Origin of the sequence: Streptococcus sinensis, assembly GCF_000767835.1 — a bacterium.
Lineage (GTDB): Bacteria > Bacillota > Bacilli > Lactobacillales > Streptococcaceae > Streptococcus > Streptococcus sinensis.
On the sequence record NZ_JPEN01000029.1, the window covers coordinates 1 to 23,247 of the forward strand.

24 protein-coding genes are annotated in these 23,247 nt (G+C 44.0%); 7 read left to right on the plus strand and 17 right to left on the minus strand.

The annotated features are described in order from the left end of the window. Positions 1-77: 77 nt before the first annotated feature. From SSIN_RS01540 to SSIN_RS01565, 6 genes are read right to left on the minus strand one after another with little or no spacing between them, the layout of a single operon-like run. Positions 78-557: a GNAT family N-acetyltransferase gene (locus SSIN_RS01540; RefSeq protein ID WP_037614970.1), complete on the minus strand. Its 480-nt coding sequence runs from the start codon at positions 555-557 to the stop codon at positions 78-80. Between the two features lie 26 nt (positions 558-583). Continuing rightward, a complete protein-coding gene (gene dltD, locus SSIN_RS01545) occupies positions 584-1,855 on the minus strand; it encodes a D-alanyl-lipoteichoic acid biosynthesis protein DltD (RefSeq protein WP_037614972.1) in 1,272 nt (423 codons plus the stop codon). Continuing rightward, positions 1,848-2,087 carry a D-alanine--poly(phosphoribitol) ligase subunit DltC gene (dltC, locus tag SSIN_RS01550; RefSeq protein WP_037614974.1) on the minus strand — a complete coding sequence of 80 codons (240 nt, stop codon included), beginning with the start codon at positions 2,085-2,087 and terminating at the stop codon, positions 1,848-1,850. Before dltC ends, dltD begins: the two co-directional genes overlap by 8 nt. A 22-nt stretch (positions 2,088-2,109) precedes the next feature. After that, positions 2,110-3,354 (minus strand): D-alanyl-lipoteichoic acid biosynthesis protein DltB, encoded by a 1,245-nt coding sequence (gene dltB / locus SSIN_RS01555; protein WP_037614976.1) that lies wholly within the window; start codon positions 3,352-3,354, stop codon positions 2,110-2,112. Beyond that, entirely contained in the window at positions 3,351-4,901 is a 1,551-nt protein-coding gene (gene dltA, locus SSIN_RS01560) for a D-alanine--poly(phosphoribitol) ligase subunit DltA (protein ID WP_037614977.1), read from the minus strand. The genes dltB and dltA overlap by 4 nt, the downstream gene beginning before the upstream one ends. A gap of 22 nt (positions 4,902-4,923) precedes the next feature. After that, complete coding sequence (locus SSIN_RS01565) at positions 4,924-5,055, minus strand: teichoic acid D-Ala incorporation-associated protein DltX (protein WP_005591428.1); 132 nt, start codon at positions 5,053-5,055, stop codon at positions 4,924-4,926. A gap of 266 nt (positions 5,056-5,321) precedes the next feature. Between SSIN_RS01565 and SSIN_RS01570 the strand changes: the two genes are divergently transcribed. The 4 genes from SSIN_RS01570 to SSIN_RS01585 all read left to right on the plus strand — a co-directional run bounded on the left by SSIN_RS01570 (position 5,322) and on the right by SSIN_RS01585 (position 8,197). Then, on the plus strand, positions 5,322-5,648 hold the full coding sequence (locus tag SSIN_RS01570; protein ID WP_037614981.1) for a PadR family transcriptional regulator: 327 nt from the start codon (positions 5,322-5,324) through the stop codon (positions 5,646-5,648). Then, positions 5,635-6,234 carry a DUF1700 domain-containing protein gene (locus SSIN_RS01575; protein ID WP_037614982.1) on the plus strand — a complete coding sequence of 200 codons (600 nt, stop codon included), beginning with the start codon at positions 5,635-5,637 and terminating at the stop codon, positions 6,232-6,234. The genes SSIN_RS01570 and SSIN_RS01575 overlap by 14 nt, the downstream gene beginning before the upstream one ends. Then, entirely contained in the window at positions 6,227-7,126 is a 900-nt protein-coding gene (locus SSIN_RS01580) for a DUF4097 family beta strand repeat-containing protein (protein ID WP_037614984.1), read from the plus strand. The genes SSIN_RS01575 and SSIN_RS01580 overlap by 8 nt, the downstream gene beginning before the upstream one ends. A 117-nt stretch (positions 7,127-7,243) precedes the next feature. Further along, complete coding sequence (locus tag SSIN_RS01585; RefSeq protein WP_037614986.1) at positions 7,244-8,197, plus strand: S66 family peptidase; 954 nt, start codon at positions 7,244-7,246, stop codon at positions 8,195-8,197. Between the two features lie 77 nt (positions 8,198-8,274). On the opposite strand, the gene SSIN_RS01590 is transcribed toward SSIN_RS01585, so the two are convergent. The 4 genes from SSIN_RS01590 to SSIN_RS01605 all read right to left on the minus strand — a co-directional run bounded on the left by SSIN_RS01590 (position 8,275) and on the right by SSIN_RS01605 (position 13,594). Next, a complete protein-coding gene (locus SSIN_RS01590; RefSeq protein ID WP_037614988.1) occupies positions 8,275-9,525 on the minus strand; it encodes a carbohydrate-binding domain-containing protein in 1,251 nt (416 codons plus the stop codon). Positions 9,526-9,542: 17 nt separating this feature from the next. Then, entirely contained in the window at positions 9,543-10,223 is a 681-nt protein-coding gene (locus SSIN_RS01595; protein WP_037614989.1) for a DUF4956 domain-containing protein, read from the minus strand. Further along, the gene (locus SSIN_RS01600; protein ID WP_037614992.1) at positions 10,216-10,941 is read right to left on the minus strand and encodes a polyphosphate polymerase domain-containing protein; all 726 of its coding nucleotides are present in this window, start codon (positions 10,939-10,941) and stop codon (positions 10,216-10,218) included. Before SSIN_RS01600 ends, SSIN_RS01595 begins: the two co-directional genes overlap by 8 nt. Before the next feature lie 253 nt (positions 10,942-11,194). Further along, complete coding sequence (locus SSIN_RS01605) at positions 11,195-13,594, minus strand: YhgE/Pip domain-containing protein (RefSeq protein WP_037614994.1); 2,400 nt, start codon at positions 13,592-13,594, stop codon at positions 11,195-11,197. Between the two features lie 142 nt (positions 13,595-13,736). Here SSIN_RS01605 and SSIN_RS01610 point away from each other — a divergent pair, with 142 nt between their 5' ends. Next, entirely contained in the window at positions 13,737-14,267 is a 531-nt protein-coding gene (locus SSIN_RS01610; protein ID WP_037614996.1) for a TetR/AcrR family transcriptional regulator, read from the plus strand. 171 nt (positions 14,268-14,438) lie between these two features. Here the strand turns inward: SSIN_RS01610 and rpsD are convergent, their stop codons facing one another. Next, on the minus strand, positions 14,439-15,050 hold the full coding sequence (gene rpsD / locus SSIN_RS01615; RefSeq protein ID WP_037614998.1) for a 30S ribosomal protein S4: 612 nt from the start codon (positions 15,048-15,050) through the stop codon (positions 14,439-14,441). A 422-nt stretch (positions 15,051-15,472) separates the two neighbouring features. Between rpsD and comA the strand changes: the two genes are divergently transcribed. After that, the gene (comA, locus tag SSIN_RS01620; RefSeq protein WP_037615000.1) at positions 15,473-17,626 is read left to right on the plus strand and encodes a peptide cleavage/export ABC transporter ComA; all 2,154 of its coding nucleotides are present in this window, start codon (positions 15,473-15,475) and stop codon (positions 17,624-17,626) included. A gap of 13 nt (positions 17,627-17,639) precedes the next feature. Then, positions 17,640-18,995, plus strand: coding sequence for a bacteriocin secretion accessory protein (locus SSIN_RS01625; RefSeq protein ID WP_037615002.1), 1,356 nt, complete (start codon positions 17,640-17,642; stop codon positions 18,993-18,995). Positions 18,996-19,043: 48 nt separating this feature from the next. Here the strand turns inward: SSIN_RS01625 and SSIN_RS01630 are convergent, their stop codons facing one another. The 6 genes from SSIN_RS01630 to SSIN_RS01655 form a co-directional block, all read right to left on the minus strand. Continuing rightward, a complete protein-coding gene (locus SSIN_RS01630) occupies positions 19,044-19,772 on the minus strand; it encodes an ABC transporter ATP-binding protein (protein ID WP_037615004.1) in 729 nt (242 codons plus the stop codon). Continuing rightward, positions 19,772-20,770 carry an ABC transporter substrate-binding protein gene (locus SSIN_RS01635; RefSeq protein WP_037615006.1) on the minus strand — a complete coding sequence of 333 codons (999 nt, stop codon included), beginning with the start codon at positions 20,768-20,770 and terminating at the stop codon, positions 19,772-19,774. Before SSIN_RS01635 ends, SSIN_RS01630 begins: the two co-directional genes overlap by 1 nt. A 43-nt stretch (positions 20,771-20,813) precedes the next feature. Further along, complete coding sequence (locus SSIN_RS01640) at positions 20,814-21,566, minus strand: ABC transporter permease (protein ID WP_037615008.1); 753 nt, start codon at positions 21,564-21,566, stop codon at positions 20,814-20,816. Continuing rightward, positions 21,529-21,819: a thiamine-binding protein gene (locus tag SSIN_RS01645; protein WP_037615010.1), complete on the minus strand. Its 291-nt coding sequence runs from the start codon at positions 21,817-21,819 to the stop codon at positions 21,529-21,531. The genes SSIN_RS01640 and SSIN_RS01645 overlap by 38 nt, the downstream gene beginning before the upstream one ends. Before the next feature lie 256 nt (positions 21,820-22,075). Then, entirely contained in the window at positions 22,076-22,699 is a 624-nt protein-coding gene (locus tag SSIN_RS01650; RefSeq protein ID WP_037615095.1) for an HAD family hydrolase, read from the minus strand. A 269-nt stretch (positions 22,700-22,968) separates the two neighbouring features. Continuing rightward, positions 22,969-23,247, minus strand: a complete 279-nt coding sequence (locus tag SSIN_RS01655) for a Veg family protein (protein ID WP_037615011.1) — start codon at positions 23,245-23,247, stop codon at positions 22,969-22,971.

Below are 23,247 nucleotides of genomic sequence, written 5' to 3' on the forward strand. Positions count from 1 at the left end.
ATTTCATAAAAATAACACCCCAAATGTTAGATTTTTCTGTCTAACTTTTGGGGTGCGGTTCAATGAGCAGATTTTTTTCATTGATGATAATCATAGGCAAGCCGAGGGCTGCCATCTGGCAAATAAATCGTGCCACACTGACTAAAGCCATAGCGGCGAATGGCTGCCTGCATAGGATGGTTATCCGCATGCGTATCGATACGGAGATAGGAAATCTGCTGCAAGCAAAAATCAAAACACTGATGAGCCAGACCCTTGACTTGTCCATTTGAAGCGATACGGTGAATCGTACCATAAGGCTCTGTGAAGTGCCAAGCGCCTTCAATCTGCTGGTAGGTAGGATCTGGTCCAATGATAAGGGCAAAGGTCCCGACAATTTGTCCAGCTTCTTCGCAGAGATAGCAGTTGTCAGCCTGGATATCTCTCTCCACCAGCTGACGATTCGGATAGGAAGCTGGCCACTGAGTTGGATTCCCATTTGCCCGCATAAAATCTCTAGCCTGATCAAAAATTGCTAAAATTGCTGGGACATCCTGCATTTCCGCCAAACGAATCATGTTCTCTCCTTCCAGCTACGCTTTTATTATTTGACAAAATCCTCGTAGTTACCCGTATAGTTAGCCCACTCCTTGCTGAAGAATTTTTCATTAATCTCATAGTTTGGAGCCGGTTGAGGGTTGGATACAAAAGGATCTACGGCCTTATCGAAGGCCAGCCAGCCATTCCAGCCCATGTGGATCGTATCCTGCATAAAATATGGCTTGTCCCCATCTTTGGAAAAGTCGGCGATATGCGTAAAGCCCTGACTTTCCAGCTGGAATTTAATCTTATCGACTGTCCGCTGATACATGTCTGCACTCAGGCCAGTGTAGGCCATCCATTTGGCGTTGACCGGCGGGATAACAAAGATAACATTCGTATGAGATTTGGCAAACTGTTCCAAAACCAGCTGCAAATCATTGTACTCTGGAGATTTTTCATAAGACTGCTTGGATTGGAAACCTTTGAATTTCTTGATTTTGCTGGCCAAACGTTTCTTATAAAAACCATTGTCAATACCCAAATCATTATTGCCAGTTCGTTTAATAGCGTCCGCTGTAGCAACCTTCTCCAAGGCTTCATAGGAAAATTCGTCTGGAAGGCGCGAAAGCTGAGGCAAAATTTTAGTCTCATAGTTCTTATTATTACCAGCCGCAAGAGCACTGAAAAGGGCATCCTCCCGCTGATAGAACTGGCACATAGTATAGATATACTGTTGCTCAAAAGAAGTCAGCTGACTACCATCTGACACTTTCTTAACAATGTCTCCCATGGCAATATTAGGATAGAGCTGCAGGAGCCGTTGGGCTGCATACTGAGAGCCTACTCCGCCGTCCTGCTGACTGAGAAAACCAATCAGCTGATCGCTATTGAAATACTGCTGAAAAGCCGAAGCATCGTAGCCTGTCTTGGTAAACCACTGGGGAGAAACGACATAGACCGCTGTCTTATTCTCCAGTTCAGAAGCCATCTGCTGCATCCCAAAATACTGGTTGAGCGAAGCGGCTCCCCGCTGCCCCAGAAAATAAGGTCGGTAATTGCGGTCATACTTCTCAGCCAGAACAGCTGGATGCATGCTGTCAAAGCGCAGCCATTCGCTGGAGCCAAAGTAGGGCACAAAACGGGTATCTTGATCTGTCAGGGCCGTCATTTTTTTGCTACGGCTCTTGAAAGTTTCTGCTGTAAGAGTCACAGCTGCCCGCTTCTCTGTTTCCACATCATGCTTTTTCTCAAGCGGATAGAAGAAAAAGAGCAGGGCGACCATGACCAAGGCGCAGAAGACTGGCCCCAGAATCAGCCAGAGTCGTTTAAGCATTACGAAGCTCCATTACACCTTCAACGATTTTAATGGCTGTGTTCCAGTCATCGCGGCCAAACTCTGATACTGGCACGCGGATATCAAATCGGTTTTCCAGTTCAACAATCAGCTCGACCGTTCCCATACTGTCCAAAACGCCAGCATCAAACAAATCTTCGTCCATCATATCTGACACATCTTCCATAAATAATTCGTCAATAATTTCAATTACTTCTGCTTTTACATCCATTATAGTTTCCTCGTTTTACATTTTATTTTTTAAACCAAAGGTCATTCAAAAATCCTGAGAAGATCAAGAATGAGAACATGACAACATGGAAGGTGATAACAACCCCCAGTGCTTGGGTCCACTTGTTATCAGGCAGGGTTGGTAACCCCTTGCTTTTGCGCTCTTTATTGATGGTCTTTTTCTTACGGAGCCAAGCATCATTGACCACCAAGCCCAGACCGTGGAAAAGACCATAGGCGATATAGTACCAAGTCACACCATGCCAGAAGCCCATAATCAGCATGTTGATGAGATAGGCCACACTGGAAGTCGTATTGCGGTTTTTAAAGACCTTGTTGCGCATGAGCACCATGACCAGCCGCATAAAGACAAAGTCCCGGAACCAAAAGGACAGGCTCATGTGCCAGCGATTCCAGAATTCCTTCAAATCGCGTGAGAGAAAGGGCTTATCAAAGTTGATAGGGCTCTTGATGCCCATGAGATTGGAAATGGCCACCGCAAACATCGAATAACCAGCAAAGTCAAAGAAGAGATCCAGACCAAAGACATACATGACGCCTAGCGTTCCTAGATTGAAGAAACCGCCGATATAGAGGGCATAGGTCTTGACATGCCCTAAAATCATGTGGCCAAAGATATGAGCCAGGACAAACTTATAGAGAAAGCCCAGCATGATATATTTGACCGACTGCTCCAGCATATCCAAAAGCTCATCGCGCTCTGGTATTTGGAGATAATTTTCATTGAAACGCTTGAAACGATCAATGGGGCCACTAGAAAAAGTGGGCATAAAGAGCATAAAGCGGAGAAATTCCCAGAGACTGAAATCAGTCAGCACGCCATCCCTCAGCTCAATGATCATACCAACTGAGCGGAAGGTCAGGTAGGAAATTCCCAGAAAACCAAAGAGCGATTGATGCCCACTGATAGCTGGCTCGACCTTGACCCAGAATAGGGGCAGGACCGCCAATGCTGTGTGCAAATAAAATATCCACTTGCTGTCCCGCTTTTTGCGGTAGAATTTATAAGAATAAACCCAGACCATCTGCCAGACGACATAAAAGAGCAGGGCATAGAGCTGCGCCAGACTAGGGCCGGTCAACATCAAGACGATGAAGGCCAAGCTGACCAAGGCTTCGTAGACTGGGAAGCGTTTTTTAAAGAAAAGTCCGATAAAAATTGGCAAAACAGCCAAGATAAGATAAAGGAAATACTGTGGGTCTCCGTAAGGCTCCAGATGAGGAAGCTGTTTCAAGAAATCCATCATGACTTGTTGACCTCACTAATCAGCCCCTTGATATCAATCTTACCGTTTGGTGTTAGGGGCAGAGATTCCCGATAGAGGAACTTAGACGGCATCATATAAGACATCATGATATCCTGCAGGTCCTCCTTGATAGCCTTGGTAATATCGATTTCGCGGTCAAATTGCTCTGCGACACCGTCTTTCAAAATAACGTAGGCTAATAAGTTTTGAACCTTGTGGTCCTTATTGTAGCGTGGCACTGCTACTGCCGCCTCGATATACTTGGATTTGTTGAGGTTTTGAGATACGTCCTCCAGCTCGATACGATAACCGTTAAACTTAATCTGGAAGTCCATCCGGCCGCCGTAGAGCAGCAGGCCTTCATCGGTCATCGTACCCACATCACCTGTATGATAGGCTGGTAGCCCTTCAAATTCAAAGAAGGCTTCAGCTGTCTTTTCAGGATTATTGAGGTAGCCCTTGGATACAGCTGGTCCGCAGACAATAATTTCGCCCTGCTGACCATTTGGCAATTTTTGCTCATTTTCATCGATGACAAAGGTTGGTGAATCCGCCTTGGTATAGCCGATTGGCAGACGCTTGAGGGTCGCTAGCATCTCACCCGTGATGGCAACTGCAGACAGAGCCACCGTTGCCTCAGTCGGACCATAAGCATTGATAATGCGAGCCTCAGGGAAACGCTCCCGCAATTTCTGAGCTGTCTTGACCGTCAGCTCCTCTCCATCAAAGTAAAAATGCGTGATGCCTGGCATCTTCTGGCTGTTAAAATCTTCCGAAAGCATGGCCATATCCGCAAAGGATGGGGTAGAGGTCCAGATTGCTACAGGCAGGCTGAGAATCGCTTCAAATAGCTGCTTGAAGTCCTGAGTCAGACTAGAAGGCAGGGCATAGAGAGTCCCTCCCAGCGCCAAAGTCGGTGCCCAGTACATAACTGACAAATCAAAAGAATAAGGTGGTTGCGCCAGCATTTGCGGACGGCTCGGTGTCGCAAATTCCTTGTCTGTAATCATCCAGTTGGTAAAGCTGAGCAGGTTATCATGAGAAATTTGCACACCTTTAGGTTTGCCGGTCGTACCAGAAGTAAAGATGATGTAGTAATTATCATCGCCCTTGACTGGATGGCTAATCTCATAGGCAGTCTTCTCTGCATAAGCTGCTCGAACCTGATCCAGACTGAGGATAGCTGCATCTGTATCAGTCAGCGGAAAATCCGCAATGGCAATAATCAAGCTTGGCTCAGCCACTTCGACAATAGCCGTCACGCGCTCCAAGGCTGAATGGCTGTCAATAGGAATATAGGCATGACCCGTCTTGGTCAAGGCCACAAAAGTAGCCAGCATCTCATACTCCTGACCACCGTAGACCACCACTGGTGACTTAGGAGCCAGCCCCAAGCTATCAATCTTCGCCGCTAGCGCATCTGAATCAGCCTTCAGGTCTCCATAAGTATAGACTTCTCCAAGGACATTATAAACAGGAAAATCCGGCTGCGTCTGAGCAAAGTGCTCAATCGCTTCAATCATATCTGTAATTGCTGTATTTGACATGTGTATAGTATACTCTCTTACATTAAAATTCATTGTAGATAAAGCCACCCTGACCTTGGCCAAGATAACTAAAGAAATAAAGCAGGGCAACAAAAATCACAAAGTATAACAGTGTCTGCCCTACAAACTTATAAATCGTCTTATATTTCGTCATTTCATTCACTCTTATCTTTTTTTAGATAGACATAGATTATTTTACCATTTTATAGAGAAAGATTTCAATATAAAAGCTATGGATTGTGTAAAGTTCTTGTAAGAAAATAAAGCGAAAAAGAGCTGATTCCCTTATTTTTCAAGGATGAAATCCTTTTTAAAACATATATGTGAAAGTTATATACATTGCTTGACTTTCAGTACAAAGGGTGTTATCCTATATGTAGAAAGTTTATATATAATATTTTTATATATAGGAGGTAGTGCATGTATTTCCCTACATCTTCTACCCTGATAGAATTTCTGATTTTAGCAATTTTAGATAAAGAGGATTCTTATGGCTACGAGATTAGCCAAACTATCAAACTCATTGCAGATATCAAGGAGTCCACGCTTTATCCTATCCTGAAAAAATTGGAAAAGAGTCAGTATTTAGAGACATACTCTCAGGAATATCAAGGTCGAAAACGAAAATATTACTCTCTGACCCCAACAGGTCAGAAACAACTGGTCAGCCTCAAAAAGGAATGGGAGCTTTATACCAGCATGATTAAGGGCATTATCGAAGGGAGTGTTCGCCATGACAAGAACTGAATATCTAGCCCAACTAGATCACTATTTGAAAAAGTTGCCAGCAAAAGACTATCAAGAAGCCATGGACTACTTTACTGAGTATTTTGACGAGGTCGGTCCAGAGGGCGAGGCAGCAGCTATGGCTGAGCTGGGCAGTCCCAAGGAAGCAGCTCACGAGATTATCATCAATCTTTTGGACAAGAAAATAGAAGAAGACAGCCAAGATGCTAGCTCTGTCAAAAACAGCAAGCAGATCGTCCAGATTGCCATTCTGTCCATCTTGGCAGCACCGCTGGCAATTCCTCTCTTAATCTTGGCTTTGACTTTGGTCTTTACTTTCTTCCTCCTCATCAGTGTCTTTGCTTTTGTCATGGCCACCTTTGCTTTTGCTATGTTTGCCATGGGGGCTAGTCTGATTTGGGACAGCCTGACTCTTGGCATGGGCACTTCTATTCCTGCTTTTGCCCTCAGTTTGGGAATGAGCCTTTTAGCCTTAGGCTTGGCTGGACTCTTCTATCTCAGCATTGGTCCTATCCTTCGCTTTATCAAACTGAGTTTTGTCAAACTCGCTCAAGCCTTGGCACGGAAAGGAGGCCGTCATGTCTAAAGTAAGAAAAAACATATTCCGCTTTGCTATTGCTGCCTGTCTGCTGGGTATAGGTTTGATACTCGTAGGGCTAGCTAGTGGTGGTCTGCAGGATCTGGTGAAGAGCTCAGCCGCTAACACCAAGATGACCAAGCAAGAAGAAACCTATGACAATATCCATTCCTTAAATCTAGAGCTGAGCAACCGCTCGGTTATTATCGAAGAATCGCCCGATGATAAGGTTCATTTGACCTATTATCAAGGAGACGGAAAGACAACTGAAAAAATCAGTACCAAGGCTGAAAACGGAAGTTTATACATTAAGGAATCCAGCTTTTTTGTCAACATTAACAGCGGTCTGCGCTCTTTACTGGGCTTGATAAATGGAGAATTAGAAAGGACTCAACAAGTTATCCTATCCCTGCCTAAGGGAAGGAACTTGGAAGAGGTTAAGGCCAGTTTAGCTAATGGCAGCCTATCAATCAAGGATCTGACTATCCAACAATTAAAGGCCGATCTCAGCAATGGTTCAATCGAACTCAGTCAGAGCCAGATTGAGAGCGGTAGCATTGAAAGTGCTAATGGCAGCATCGAGCTAGTCCAAACCAGCCTGACCGATACTCAAATCAGTCTCGCCAACGGGAGTATCACTAGTGATAAACTAACCCTCAAGGGCAATATCAACATGTCCAGTGGCAATGGCTCCATCGATCTCCATCTCACCGAAGAGACCTACAAAGCCATCTCACTAGACCTGCAAACAGACCTAGGTGACATTGAACTGCCCAACGACATGCAGACGAGCCACGACCAAGAGGACTTTATCGGTGACCGGGTCATCCATACCAATGAACATGCCCAAGCCAAGCTGACCGCCCGCACCAGCACCGGCAGTATTGAGATTAGTTATTAAAGATAGAACGGAGCCTGATTGGTTCCGTTTTTTATGGTCATTTTCTCTAACCTAACCTTTACTTCTTATAGCCTTTATGTTATGATACTCTATAAAATTTGCCACAAGGAGGTTCCTATGAAAAAACTCACACCTGGTATGCATATTCGGGTCGTCAGCCCTTCGGCATCAATCGAACACATCGGAGGATTTGAGGCCAATCTAGCCGCCAAGGAGCGCTTGGAAAAGATGGGCTTTACCGTGTCTTTTTCGGAGCATTATCTGGAAAATGACATGCTAGGCTCTGCCTCCATCGAAAGCCGGGTGGCAGACATCCATGCTGCCTTCGCAGATGAGTCGGTTGATGCTATTCTGGCCACTATCGGCGGCTTCAACTGCAATGAACTCCTGCCCTATCTGGACTTTGAATTGATTGCTAGAAATCCTAAGATTTTCTGCGGCTACTCGGACACAACAGCCTTGCTCAACGCCATCTATAGTAAGACCGGCATGAAAACTTATATAGGTCCCTCCTACTCTAGCTTTAAGATGGATGCCCTGCAGGACTATCAGACTGAGAGCTGGCTCAAGGCCGTCAGCCAGACTTCTTATGAATTGACTCCTAGTGAAAAATGGGGCGACAACGCCTGGTACCTGCCCGATGCGCCACTGACCTTCCATGAAACAGAGTGGAAAGTCTACAACCATGGAAAAGCCCAAGCCACTGTTATCGGCGGCAATCTCTCCACCTTCTCACTCCTGCGTGGCACCCCCTATGCCCCGACAGATGAAAACTATGTCCTCTTTGTTGAAGAGGCGGAGGAAGATGATTATGTGGAGTTTGACCGCAATCTAGCTGCCCTCCTTCAAGCCTATCCTAACCCTCAGGCCCTTCTCATCGGCCGCTTTCCAAAAGAATGTCAGATGACAGAGGAGTTGCTCCTTTATATCTTGGACAAACATCCAATTCTAAAGACTATTCCCGTCCTCTATGACTTAGACTTTGCTCATACTCAGCCACTCTTTACCATTACCATCGGTGCTCAGGTGACGGTTGATACGGAAAAGATGGCCATCAGAATTGATGAATAAACAAGAATCCCTCGTTCCAGCTGGAATGAGGGAGATTTCTTTTTTGGTTCTATTCAATTAAACTTTCATGATTGGGCTTAATGTCCTCCGGGACCGCCACCTTGGCCGTCTGGGGCACCGCCGCCACCAGGGCCATCGGCTGTGATTTCGGTTCGGGTTTGCCCATTAACCGTGATAGTCCCGCCCGTATAGGTAGCTTTGCCATCAAAGTCAAAGGCAGACACAGTGGAAGTGATAGCTAGGTTGCCACCTGTCATGATGATATCGCCATTGGAGTCAAGAGCATCCGTATCGCCTTGGCCAACCTCAACCTTGATGTCACCACCAGTAATCTTGATGAAAATCTCAGCCCCAGTCGCCGTACTAGCTGCATTGATACCATCATCCGTCGCATAAAGATCAAGTGTACCGCCGTTAATCGTGACATTTGTTCCCTCTAACGCTTCGACACTGGACTTGACTGTGATGGTGCCACCGTCAATCACTGCTGCATTGCTGGCATGAAGACCGTCATCACCAGCATTAATCGTGATAGTGCCGGACTGGATATAGAGATTTCCGAGCGAAGTGTCCTCGTCATTATCTGCGTGGATCGCATCCTCCGTCGCGGTAATATCCAGACTAGCCTCCTTGATGTTAATGGCATCATTAGCTGATAAGCCATTCTTGTAGCCTTTAATCGTATAAGTCCCGCCTGTGATACGCAGGTCATCATTAGATTCGACCACGTTACCGTATTTTCCTTCGATGGTCAGACTGCCTGAGCCGTTAAAGGTCAAGTCGTCCTTGCTGTAAATAGCTGCATCGTAGTCAGTATTAGTATGATTGGCTGAGTCAGAAATGCTATTCTTGCTTCCTTCAGCTAGGGTAATGAAGGTTTTATCCGCATTTTCTACCACAATCGCTGCATCCGTCCCTGTCATGGTCACGCCATCCAAGACGATCTGAATCTTGTCTTGATCGCTAGCCTTGATAACAATCTGCACATTTTCACTGTTGCCAGAGAGGACATAAGTCCCGGCTGCCGTAATGGTCACTGTGGAGCCCGAAACGCTCGCTCCGTCACCGGATATCTTGGCTGTAGAGGCGCTCAAGCTGATCTTGGTCGCTGTCGACTCATCATAAGAAGCATCCTGATCACGATCTGTGAAATGGCTAGATGTGTCTGTCTTTGTCGTACTGGTAGCCGTTTGACTGGTGCTGGTGCTAGCACTTGTAGAAGTGCTGAATTGGCTGCTCAAACTACAAGCCCCCAAGCTAACGCTCATCAGCGCTAGGGGCACCATTAGTTTTATTTTCTGAAATATTTTTTTCTTGCCTGTTTTCATGATTGGCCTCTTTCTAGTTATAATTCATTTTCTTTCGTGATGTAGCGGCTGATAGCAATCTCTAGATTGCCATTGCGCGTGCGTAGGGCATCGATGAGTTCTTTTTCGGTCATCCGACCATTCAGCTGAAGGATGTATTTAAGCTTGAACAAACTTCCCATATCAGAGGTTTTGACATTAGCCAGTTCAACATGATTGGTAGCTTTGCTGAAAATATCATCAAAAATACTTTCATAGTCCAGACTTTCTGGTATGACGACAGTCAGCTGGCGCATGGAATGCTTCATCTGTCCAAAATTGACCACCTCAAGCAACAGCATGACGAGCGACATGATGAGGGTAAAGACGGTCGCAAAGACCAGATAGCCCATTCCGATGGCAATCCCGATTGTCATAACTAGGAAAATGGACACCAACTCCTTGGCCCCTCCTGGTGCGGAACGGAAACGAATCAAGCTGAAGGCCCCCATGACAGCAACCCCTGCTCCCAGACTTCCATTGACCAAGAAAATCACAATTGCAATCAAGGTCGGCAAAAGCGCCAAACTCATCACAAAGGATTTGCTGTAAACCGTCTTAAACTGGTAAACCTTGGCAACGACCAAGCCCAAAAGCAAGGACACTCCGATTGCCAGCATCATCATAGCTGGATCTACGGCCGTATCGGTAAAAATATCATAAAATAAGTGACTAAGCATGATTTACAACTCCTTTATAGTCTGTCGTTTTCTTGTAAGCAACCCCGTATTTGGAAAAGGAGCTTGGAAAGACCTGATGGCAATCCAAAATCTCACTCAGCCAGAGCGGATAGGCTCCTGGCACCTTGACTTCCATAATCACATGATGATCCGGCAGAAGATTTTCCCCGTAATGACCATGCAAGAGGCTCAAATCATAGTTGCGGTAGGTCAAATCGTGGTCAATGGTAATCCGAACATTGGGATCCTCAATCCCTTTCATGGAATAACGATTGTAGTAGATATACATCATGGGCTGCAGGCCACCGTAGCGCTGACTCAGCCAGTCTATTTCCTCACGAATCTGACAATCCTCAATCTTACTGTGATCGCCTGCTAAGTAAGCCTCGGCAGCGACTAAATCTGTCGAAATACGGCGTTTGTAGACAATCTTGCGCACTTTTTTCTTGATTTCCAAAAAGACTTGGCTGTCTTCACTAGGGTTTTCGTCGTAGGTGCGCACGCGCAATTTTTCTTTAAAATAAGGCTTTTCTAAGGACTCACGAATCATTTGATAGGTCGGGGTGTCGTAGTAAAGATTGTTAATGGTCGAATAAGCATGCTCATCCTCTACCAGATGGCCTTCAAACTCGGTCAATAAATCGGCCAAAGTTTCTTTGGAAATAATGTATTTGGTTTCAAATCGTTGAAATTTATCTTTAAATGTTTTTTTAGCCATGGATTCTCCCCCTGTCTTTCTTGTAACTAGAGCCATTTTACGGATGAAAACTTAAAGGAAGGCTAAAGAAAACTTAAAGAAAACAAAACATTCTGATTTTCATAACAAATAAAATAGACTTGTGGAGAAAATCTACAAAACTGATTATTCTGCTATTTAGCAACCGTTTCACGTGAAACTAAAAAAACTTGGTTCTGTTCACAAAACCAAGTTGTTCCTTTCGAAGAGAAAATAATCTGCATTCTTCTCTATATTAAATGATTTCTTTCTTATCAGGACGATAGGCTATTGTGCCTAAGAACATGAAAATCAGTAAAGTCGCGGTCAAGAAGGCTAGTTGGCTACCGATTTGACCATTCATCGAGATCGTTTCCCGCAGTCCTGACACTGCATAGCTCATCGGTAAGATTGGATTGAGCATTTGAAAGATTTTCGCTGTTAGGGGCAGCGGATAAGTACCAGCGCTGGAAGCCAACTGCAGGAGTAAGAGAACCAGAGATACAAAGGCTCCAATCTTACTATCCCAAGTGACCAGAGTCGTCACAACCGCCATAAAGGCCATGCTGGCTAAAACAGTCAAGGCCAGCGTCGTCCATTCATAGTTGGCCTCAAGACCAATCAAATGAACCGCTCCATAGACCAAGATTCCTGCCAAAATAGAAATCAAACCATTGACCTCCAGACGAGCCTTGAGCCAAGCTTTACGGGAAGCTGGAACCTGACCAGAAGGGAGTGTGCCGAAAATAACATTGGTCGAAATCGCCGCTACAAAAAGAGCAACAGAAATCATGTACGGAGCCATACCAACACCATTTTTACCAACCTGATCTTTGTCTGTTTTTTTCAGCTCAACAGGACCAGCCAAAGCAGCAGCATTGTCCTCTGTCACAGAAAGCTCGGATAATTGACCCTTGGCATCCGTCAAGCCTGTATTTAGAGTCTGAGCACCGATTGACAAGTCTCCCAGTCCAGCGCTCAAGGTTAAACCGCCAGCTGCTAACTGTTGAGAACCATCTGCCATTTGAGTGGCACCCGTAGATAATTTTTGCATGCCTGCGACCAAAGTTGGCGATTTGTCATTTAGCTGAGCGAAGCCTGAGCTGATTTGACCGATACCAGAAGTCACTTGGTCATTATGGCTCGCTAGATTAGCCGCTCCTTGAGAAAGCTGATCAACCCCTGCAGTATATGCCGCTACTCCCTGAGCTACTTGAGAAAGGCCGCCTGTATAGGCTATCATTCCTTGAGAAAGGGTCGCTGAACCCGTGCTGGCAGAGGACAAGGCTTCATTCACCTGCCCCAAGCCATCGTACAGTCCACTAATCATAGCTGAGGCGCCCGGCAGGACTTGGCTCGCTGCGGCTGACAGCTGACTTGCTTGGCCGCTGGCCGTTTGCAAACCTTGCAGATTCGTTTGGATAGCTTGGACTTCCTGTACAATAGCAGCCGCTGTATTGCTGCTAGAATCGGCGTTACCTGCTAGAGCAGCTTTTAGTTCTTCTTGCTCACTAGCAGCAAGTTTCTGGTAAGCAGCTGTGCCTTCCAAAGCCGCCACGGCTGCCGCCCGATCACTTTGCGCACTACTTGCCAAAGACTGGGCATTGGTCGCTATCGTCGTGAGAGAAGCCGCAATTGTTTCCGTTGGTAGGCTCGTTCCCGATGTGGCATTCTGAATGGCTGTATTGAGCTGATCTAGACTCGCCGTCAACTGAGCAACCTTTTCTTGATTAGCAGTAACACTGCTATTAACGGATGATTGCAGTTCTGCCAAACCACTATTTAGACGCTCCACACCAGCGACTAATTCCTGTGAATTGCCCGTCAGTTGGTTGGTTCCATTCAGTAATGTTTCTGACTGAGCGGTTAATTGACTGGCACCAGCTGAAAGCTGCCCAACTCCATCTGTATATTCCGTCATCTTGCTAGTAAAAGTCGGCAAGCCGGCATTGATCTGAGCCACTCCATTTGTATATGCTACTAGACCAGTCGATAGCGCTGTAGCTCCATCTGAGAAGGTTAGGCTGGACTGGGCTAAGCTTTCCAAGTTAGTAGTCAGTTTTTGGCTGCCGTTTGCTAATTTCTGACTGCCTTCGGCCAATTTAACTGTCCCATCTGCGGCTGTTCCAAGTCCACCTTTTAGCTTATCCATGCTCGCAAAAAGGCTTGTCACATAGCTTTTCGTGATCTTCTGACTGACCGACTGCTTCATTGAAGTCATGGCAGAATCACTCATTTTACTAGCGATAAAACTATGGCCACTGGATGTTTGATAATTAATCGTGACCTGCTTAGGCTGATTGCTCAAGATACTAGCCGCATTGGCTGATAGATCCTTTGGAAGAGTCACTACCATGTAATAGTCTCCCTTTTCCAGTCCCTTCTCTGCCTGATCCTCATCCACAAAATGAAAATCCAGCGCTGCATTTTTCTTCATATCTTGGACCATATCTGAACCAATGGACAGGTCTTGTCCATATAGGCTCGCCTTTTGATCCTGATTGACCACCGCTACTGGTAAATCAGAAAGTTTACCATAAGGATCCCACATGGAGCTCAAAAAAATCACATTATACAAAGCCGGAATCAAAGAGATTCCCAGCATCACCACAATAACCTTCGGTTTTTTGAAGATGGCTTTCCATTCTTTAAACATTTTTTCTCCCCTTTTTATACACCTTGTCTAAAAATTTGATATAATAGATTATACACAATAAAAAAATTAAGGCAAGCAGAAAATTCATTTTTTGAACACCTTGTCTAATTTTGTATAATTCACCAGCAAAGGAAAAATGCGGATGATAGAAAGTAATAAACGTAAAAAAACCAAGGCTATCATTGAGAAGGCCATGGTTGAATTGTTGCATAAGGAATCATTTGACCACATCACAACGGTCGAATTGGCCAGAGCTGCTGGCATCAGCCGCAGTAGCTTTTATACCCACTACAAAGATAAATATGATATGATTGAACGCTATCAGCAAGGCCTCTTTCATCAACTAGAACACATCTTTGAAAATAATCAAGAAGATATCGCGGTAGCTATCACGGAAGTCTTTCAATTCCTGACCCAAGAGCCCCTTCTGGCTGCCCTCTTGACGGAAAATGGCACCAGGGAAATCCAAAATTTCCTGCGTCATAAACTTCAAATCATGCTATCTGAAAGCTTGCAAGAGCGTTTTAGCAAAAAAGTCTATAGTCAAATTGAAAAAGAATATAGCACCGTCTACCTCTCCAATGCCTTCTTTGGAGTCTGCCAGATGTGGATTTCTCGGGGAAAAAAAGAAAATCCCGAACAAATGGCTCATCTTCTTTTAAAGATGCTATAAAATTCAACAACTAAATAAAGGCTGGGACAATTTTTTCTCAGTCTCTTTTTGTTAATCGAGTCAGCCACCAGCTCAGCTGGTGGTTTTCTTGTTTTTCTCTGCGAGAAAAACTGGCTTGAAGTCATAATAAAAGAAGCCGAAATCGGCTTCTGAATAAATTTTCAATAGAAATTAAAGTTTTTGGTTGTAGAATTCGACGATAAGCGCTTCGTTGATTTCTGGGTTGATTTCATCGCGTTCTGGCAAGCGAGTCAATGAACCTTCTAATTTTTCAGCGTCGAATGATACGAATGCTGGACGTCCAAGAGTTGCTTCAACTGCTTCAAGGATAGCTGGAACTTTCAATGATTTTTCACGAACTGAGATCACTTGACCTGGAGTTACGCGGTATGATGGGATATCAACACGTTTGCCGTCAACAAGGATGTGACCGTGGTTTACGAATTGACGAGCTTGACGACGAGTAGTCGCAAGACCAAGACGGTAAACAACGTTATCCAAACGACGTTCCAAAAGAAGCATGAAGTTGAAACCAAGGATTCCGCCTTTGATTTTTGTAGCTTGTACGAACAAGTTACGGAATTGTTTTTCACCTACACCGTAAGTGAAACGAAGTTTTTGTTTTTCAGCCAATTGCAAACCGTATTCTGACAATTTTGAACGGTTGTTTGGTCCGTGTTGTCCTGGTACGTAGTTACGACGTGCCAATTCTTTACCTGTACCTGTAAGTGAAAGGCCAAGGCGACGAGCTTGTTTCCAAGATGGTCCTGTATAACGTGACATATGTATGTCCTCCTGATATAAATAATATTTCGGTGGAAATAGTCACTTAGAAAGCTCTGATTCGTGCAGAACATTTTCGCCCAAACAGCTAAGGCTACTTTTATAGCTGATGTTCTGTTGACGAGCTTCATGCTCTCCTGCTGCTATTTCACACAAAGGCTATTGTACCATGAAATATGAAGAATGTAAAGAGGTAAAATCAGAAAACAGCTGAAAGAAGGTCTATATCAGTCCACTTTGTCATTGGCATTCAACTACCATTCAGGCACACTTTTTAACTTTTGGGATTCAGTTGTTTTTGTGATAACAGTTTACATTATAATAGACTTATTCATTATATGAGGCTTCAATATACGATGCAAATTGTTAAAATACAACAGAGCCTATATAATTACAGAAAATATTTTCAAAAGGAGACTTCTATGAAATTTCGCCGTCGACACTACCGTCCTCAGGTGGACCAAATGGATTGCGGCGTGACATCTTTGGCCATGGTTTTTGGTTACTACGGCTCCTATTACTCACTAGCGCATCTACGAGAGTTAGCCAAAACTACCATGGAGGGCACGACAGCTTTTGGTTTGGTTAGGGTCGCTGAGAAGCTAAACTTTGAGACGCGAACCATAAGAGCAGATATGTCCCTCTTTGAGCACAATGACTTAACTTACCCTTTCGTAGCGCATGTAGTCAAAAATGGCAAATTGCTACACTACTATGTAGTGACTGGGCAAGATAAGAAATTTATCCATATTGCTGACCCTGACCCTACGGTCAAGATGACCAAGCTACCTAGGGAACATTTTGAGTCAGAATGGACAGGAGTGGCAATATTCATAGCACCGACGCCTGACTACAAACCGTACAAAGAGCAAAAGCAAGGACTTCTTTCTTTCCTTCCTATTTTGATTAGACAAAAGAGCTTGATGACCAATATCGTTCTTGCAACCTTTCTGGTGACCATCATCAACATCATCGGCTCCTACTATCTCCAGTCTATTATTGACACCTATGTACCTGACCAGATGCGGAGTACGCTAGGGATCATCTCGCTGGGCTTGGTCTTGGTGTATATTTTACAGCAAGTTTTGAGTTACGCTCAGGATTATCTGCTTTTGATTTTGGGACAACGTTTGTCTATTGATGTCATTTTGTCCTATATCAAGCATGTTTTTCACCTTCCAATGTCTTTCTTTGCAACACGGCGGACAGGAGAAATCGTTTCTCGTTTTACTGATGCTAATAGTATCATTGATGCTCTTGCAAGTACCATCTTATCTATATTTCTCGATGTTTCAATCGTACTAATCATCTCAGTAGTCCTGTTCTCACAAAACACCAACCTCTTTTTTATTAGTCTCTTGGCTCTGCCTATCTACACACTCCTTATCTTTGCCTTTATGAAACCCTTTGAAAAGATGAACCGTGACACTATGGAGGCCAATGCTGTGCTATCCTCTTCCATTATTGAGGATATTAACGGCATGGAGACTATTAAGTCTCTTACCAGTGAAAAACTTCGCTATCAGAAGATTGATAAAGAATTCGTAGATTATTTAAAAAAGTCCTTTGTCTATAGTAGAGCAGAAAGTCAGCAAAAAGCTCTGAAAAAAGTAGCTCAGTTACTTCTGAATGTTGCTATCCTCTGGATGGGGGCGGGGCTGGTCATGAATAAGCAGATGACTCTGGGACAGCTCATCACCTACAACACCCTCTTGATCTATTTCACAAATCCGCTGGAAAACATCATCAATCTCCAAACCAAACTCCAAACAGCTCAGGTAGCTAATAATCGACTCAACGAGGTCTATTTAGTAGAATCTGAGTTTGAGGAGAAAAAGATCATATCTGATCTTAGTTTGATGACAGGCGACATTGAGTTTAAAAATGTTAGCTACAAATATGGGTATAGACGAGATGTTCTAGCCAATATCAACCTAACCATCAAGCAGAAATCAAAGGTTGCTTTTGTTGGGATTTCCGGCTCAGGTAAAACTACGCTTGCTAAAATGATTGTCAATTTTTACGACCCTAGTGCTGGGCAGATTAGTCTAGGTGGGGTTAATCTTAACCAGATTGACAAACATGCTCTCCGCCAGCATATCAACTATCTTCCACAACAGCCCTATGTCTTTAACGGCACGATCATGGATAACCTGCTTTTGGGCGCCAAAGAAGGCACTACGCAAGAAGATGTTTTGCGTGCTGTCGAACTAGCAGAGATTCGTGCAGACATTGAAAACATGCCTCTAAGTTACCAGACTGAGCTAACCTCTGATGGAGCTGGGATTTCGGGCGGTCAACGTCAACGAATTGCCTTGGCAAGAGCTCTATTGACGGATGCCCCCATTTTGATTTTAGATGAAGCTACTAGCAGCTTGGATATTTTAACAGAAAAACGAATTGTTGATAATCTGCTAGCTTTGGATAAAACTTTGATTTTTATCGCCCATCGTCTGACAATTGCCGAGCGAACCGAACATGTCGTAGTGATGGATCACGGACGCATTGTAGAGCAGGGCAACCATACAGACCTGCTGGCTCAGGGCGGCTTCTATGCCAATCTGGTCAATAGCTAGAAAGGAGAACCTAGTGAACCAAGATTTTTTAGAAAGCGCTGAGTTTTACAACCGTCGCTATCACAATTTCTCTAGTAGGGTTATTATTCCTATTACTTTGCTCTTTCTTTTTACCCTACTCTTCGGACTCTTTGCTCAAAAAGAGATTACTGTCTCATCAAGTGCCAGTCTGGAGCCTAGTCGTATCATTTCTAACATCCAGTCCACGAGTAATAATACAATCATTATGAATCATCTCGCAGAAAACAAGTGTGTCAAACAAGGTGACCTGCTCATTCAATATCAAAATGGAGCGGAAGAGCTACAGAAGGCTAGCTACTCTAACCAGCTAGATATGCTCCAAGATCAGAAAAAACAATTGGAGTATTTACAAGCTAGTCTCCAAACTGGGAATGATCAGTTCCCAGAAGCCGATAATTTTGGCTACCGGCAATCTTTTCGAGATTATCAAAGTCAGGCCGTCAGTCTCCGTAGTAATACAGACCAGCAAAATGCAGCCATTGCTTCACAAAACGCTGCTGCTAGCAGTGCACAGACAGAGATTGCAAAGCTCATTTCTGAGACCCAAGCTAAAATTTCAGACTATAGATCAGTCAAGATAGCTATTCAAAATGACTCAGTAGTAGATGGTAGTAATGCAGGCTATTCCCTCTACCAAACCTATCAAGCACAAGTAAACATGGACACGCAAGACCAGCTAAAAAGTCAAATACTGGCACAAGCAGATACACAGATTGCTCAATTAGAAGGAACACTGGCAAGCTACCGCATCCAATATGCAGGTTCAGGTGCTCGGCAAGCCTACTCGAGTGGATTAAACAGTCAGCTAGAATCACTCAAAGCTCAGCAACTAACTAAGGTTGCTCAAGAATTAACTGATTTAGAGCAAAAAATTCTTGAAACAGAAACTGGAAGAAAGGTGCAAGATGGGATGATTCAAAAAACTGTCATTACAGCACCTGAAAATGGGATACTTCACCTCAATCCTGAGACTAGCCATTCTACCTTAGTATCCGAAGGAAGTCTCCTTGCCCAACTCTATCCTGTCCTGACCACGGAAAAGAAAATTAAGATTACCGCTTATATTTCTTCCAAGGATATCGCTCATCTTAAAGTCGGTAACCCTATTCGCTTCACAACCATAAACAATATTAACAAGCAAGAAACTCTGACTTCCAAGATTAGCAACATCGATACTACTGCAAGCAAGACAGAAAAAGGAAATTTTTTCAAATTAGAAGCAGAGACTACATTGACAGACCAAGAAGCTAAGCAACTCCGCTATGGTTTAGAAGGAAGAATTGTAATGATCACAGGTAAGAAAACTTACTTCCAATATTATAGAGATAAATTTTTGAAAAAAGATTAGTTAAAAAAGCTAAAAATCCGTAACTCTTATGAGAAACGGATTTTTCACCTACTTTTCTACTCCCAAAATCTTCAAAATCTCCTGCTTGTATCGCAGCTTCTGCAGTTCCTTACCCTCGCTTTCTGACCAGCTTAGCTGAAGATCTGCCACGATTTGTCCAGGGCGATTTTTCAGAATATAGATGCGGTCGCTGAGAGCCAGAGCTTCCTCGATACTATGAGTGATAAGGAGAGTCGTCAGACCCAGCCTACGATGAATATCCAGATACCAAGTGTGCAGCTCCATCTTGGTCAGCTCATCCAAAGCACTAAAGGCCTCATCCAGAAGAAATAGCTTGTGACCGAACATATAGGTCCGCAGCAGAGCCACGCGCTGCCGCATCCCTCCACTCAGCTCATGTGGATACTTGCCTGCCACATCAAAGAGCCCGAACTCCTTCAAAATCTGACTTGCCTGCTCCGTCGCGTCCTTTTTTGATACCTTTCGGATTAGCAGGGGCAAGATGACATTGCCCAGCACTGTCTTGTGCCCCAGCAGTAAGTCCTTCTGCAGCATATAACTCACCCGGCCCTTGGGATTTTCCTGCCCGTCTAGGACAATCCTGCCCGACTGCACCTCCAAAATCCCAGCAATCAGATTAAAGAGGGTCGTTTTCCCGACTCCACTAGGTCCCAAAATCGCTACGACCTGGCCTGCTTCTACCTGTAGGCTGATATCTTTCAAAATCTGCTGCTCATCATAAGCATAACTTATATTTTCAAGTTTAATTTCTGTCATTATTTTATATAATTGTTGCTGAATCCCTTGTCACTCAAGTCATTGTCCACGATACCCTTATCCTTGGCCCATTTGTAAAAGGCATTCCAGCGGCTAGTCTCAAACTGACCCCACTTGTCCTTATCTGATGCATATTGCTCAGACAGATATTTTTGGGAAGCCAAGACAAAGTCACGCTTGTTTTTCAGCTCCGGAGCATGCTTGATTAAAATATCCGCTGCTTCTTCAGGATGTTCCATGGCATATTGATAGCCTTTTTTGATGGCCTGGAGGACTTTTTTCGCCTCTTCCGGATTCTTCTTCAGATAGTCATTATTGGCAATAATGACTGGTGAATAGTAGTCAAACTCTTTGACATAGTCTTTCATGTAAAAGAAATTAGTATCCATGCCCTGAGTCTGAGCCATGATGCCGTCCCAGCCATGATAAATCCACGCCGCATCAAACAAGCCATTTTCAATCGGCGTAATAGAGTTAGAATCGTTGTTGGGAACCTTTTCTACCTCATCAAACTGACCGCCTTGGCTTTCGATCAAGGTTTTGAGCATGCCTAGCTCCACAGGGTCATTCCAGGTACCGTATTTCTTGCCAGCCAGATCCTTAGGACTTGTAATCCCTGCAGACTTCTTGGAAATAATGCCCGAAGTATTATGCTCTACAATGGCCGCGACAGCTGTGATTTCTGCACCCTTATCCAGTTTTTTAGCCATGGAGTCCTGGAAGTAAATACCAAAAGGTGCCTTGCCGTTGATAATCAAATCCGAACTGCTATCTTCAGGCGGCAACTTGATATCCACATCCACGCCTGCTTCCTCGAAGTAGCCCTTTTCCTGAGCCACATAAAGGCCGGTATGGTTGGTGTTAGGTGACCAGTCTAGGATAAAATCAATCTTTTTATCCTTGCTCTCAGACGTAGATTTCGACTGACCGCAGGCCACTAAGCCAAAGATAGACACGGCAGCCAAACCTGCCAGCAACATTTTATAAGTTTTTTTCATTATAATCCTCTTTTCTTTTTTTGGAAATAGCAGAGCTGAGCTCCTATTTCCACTTAATAACATATTTTTCACTGACAGCCACCAACTTCATCCCTAGGAGGCTGATGACCGAAACCAATATGATGATAGCAAACATGGTGTCGTACTGGAAAAGTTTCTTGGACTGAATCATGTAAACACCCAAGCCTTCGAAACCACCCAGCCATTCGGAAACCACAGTCGTGATAAAGGCATAAGATACACTGACGCGCAAGCCCGCATAGAAATAGGGCAGACTAGCTGGAATCTTAAAATGCCAGAGAATCTGCCAGCGATTGGCCTGCATAAGCTCAAAGAGAGTCAGAGTATCCCGGTCACAATGCCGAAAACCGTCCAGAATACTGACGATAATCGGAAAAGTCGTCGTCAGAATAATGAGCACAATCTTGGGCAAAATCCCATAACCCAGCCAGAGAACCAGAATTGGCGCCAAAGCAATGGTCGGAATCGTCTGTACCACGACCATCATAGGATAGATCAGATCATTGAGCCAGCTCATGCTGTCCATGAGTACAGCTAGTATACAGGCCAAGATGACACCCAAGACTAAACCCAGCAAGGCTACTTTTAAGGTCGCCCAACTATGGCTTGCTAGAAATCCAGCATCTCTGATAAAGGCCTGGCCGATTTCCAGAGGTGTCGGCAGGATAAACTTGGGCAAGAGCTTGAGCCAGCCCATAACCTGCCAGATGACAAGGATTCCCAGCATACCCAAAAGGCTAATCTGCTGCCGCAGGATATTTTTCAAGTTTTTCATCAATACTTAAAATCTTTCCATAGTTTATTTTCACATTCGCAAAAACATTGTCTACCTGAGTGCCTGCAAGCTCAATCGCCTGCTGCAGAATAGGAAATAAGGTCTCCCATTCCCCTTCTAGAACGGTCTCAAAAGGCGTCACGACCATCTTCATTGGCTGTTTTTGCAAAAACTCAATCACTTCCTCTATGACTGTCAAACGATTCACATCATTTGACAAAGGAAGGATCTGTAAAGCGATGCTGGCCTGCATTCTCCTATCTCCTTTTCTACTAATAACAAAAAACTTTTCCATATATGGAAAAGTGCGCAAAAATACCTCTGATTTCTCTTGCATAATTCCCTACGCTGGCATTACCCAGATCAGGTGCGGTCGAAGCTTACACTTCCTCTCAGACTGTACACAGACTCCCATATATAGGACTATGATAGCGCAATCATCAGCAATTGTCAAGGTTGGAGCTTGGTTTCACCACTTCCAATTGCAGATGAATATGAAATCTCATAGTTTAATCAAACTTTCCTTTCGCAGCTAGCAAAGCCTCCAAAGCCCTTATATTGTCTGTCTCGCTTGTGGATAAGATGGTTTCAAAACCCAGTTCAGCTGCCGTATCTAAGTTAGCCTGAATATCATCAATGAAGACGGATTCCACTGGATCCAGATTGTACTTTTTCAGCAGTTTTTGATAAATCTCTGACTCTGGCTTGACAACCCCGACCTCTGATGAGAGGATATAGCCCGAAAGCAGTGGATAGATTGGTAACAAACCAGCCTTTTCAATATGGTAAAAAATCTCGCAAGTGGTTGACAAGATGTAAATGTGATAGCCCTGATTAGCCCATAGCCGAATTCTTTCCTGTAAACCACTGTAAACTTGCACGACCTCATACCAATGGTAAAAGGTGTTCTTAATTGCAGAATGATAGGAAGCATCTAGCTGAGCCAGTACTTCCTCACAGGCTTCTTTCAAACTCAGCTCTCCCTTGTCCGTCTTATGCCAGATACCCGACTCAAAAATGGCCTGCTTAAGAGCCTGACGCCGCTCATTTTCAGGTTCAAAATACGTTAAGATTTTCTCAGAATTCCATTCAATCAGAACATTTCCTAAATCAAAAACCAAATTTTTAATCATTTCTTTTACCAACCTTTTTCTTTACAAAAGCCATTCTCAGTTCTCTTAAAACTTGTTTCTATGATTGATACTAAGCACTGGATTCCGACAAAGAATCCTCCCCTTGCTGAAATATAATTATTGTCAGCCAATCAGCCAGTCCAGCCCTCATTTGCTATCTTTAGCAAAGCATGTTCAAGCTAAGAAAAAATCCCAGAAATGAACTGTTCCTTAAAGTTGGGGCTTTTTACCCAACTCTAGAAAGCAATACAAAGTTCTGGAATTACATGTTATTCTTGGTCAAAATAACGAATTAAATTTTTCTCTGTCAAAATATCTGAATAGGTATAGGATTCCACATAGGTGTTCGTAATTTCACCTGGTTGTCCCCCTTCATTTGCATATTCAACGATAAATAAAGAAGGGTAAACTTCAATCAAGCGGCCTTGTTTGCTTTTTTGGCGCTTACGGCCATTTTCCAAGGTCATCTCCACCATCTGCCCCTCGTGAGCCTTGATGTCTTCCTTGATTTTCTTCATTTTTGCCACATCTGTAAATGCATCACTCAT